Origin of the sequence: Sutcliffiella halmapala (assembly GCF_050107295.1) — a bacterium.
Lineage (GTDB): Bacteria > Bacillota > Bacilli > Bacillales > Bacillaceae_I > Sutcliffiella_A > Sutcliffiella_A halmapala_A.
Map to the genome: position 1 here is coordinate 1 of NZ_JBNIKR010000059.1, position 228 is coordinate 228.

Genomic DNA, 228 nt, shown 5'->3' on the forward strand with positions numbered 1-228 from the left:
TATGTTCCTTGAAAACTAGATAACGTTAAGTAATATCAAGATACATTCACAAGTATCGTTCATCTTAGTAATTTTCTTTTAAGATATCATCGCTGATATCGAAAAACATGACAATTAGTTTGTCAACGGTTAAGTTATTAAGGGCGCACGGTGGATGCCTTGGCACTAGGAGCCGATGAAGGACGGGACTAACACCGATATGCTTCGGGGAGCTGTAAGTAAGCTTTG

The 228-nt window shown here is 39.0% G+C and carries 1 rRNA gene; it reads left to right on the forward strand.

The window, feature by feature from the left end:
* Window positions 1–127: 127 nt before the first annotated feature.
* Window positions 128–228 (forward strand): 23S ribosomal RNA (locus ACQCT5_RS23070); the annotation flags it as partial.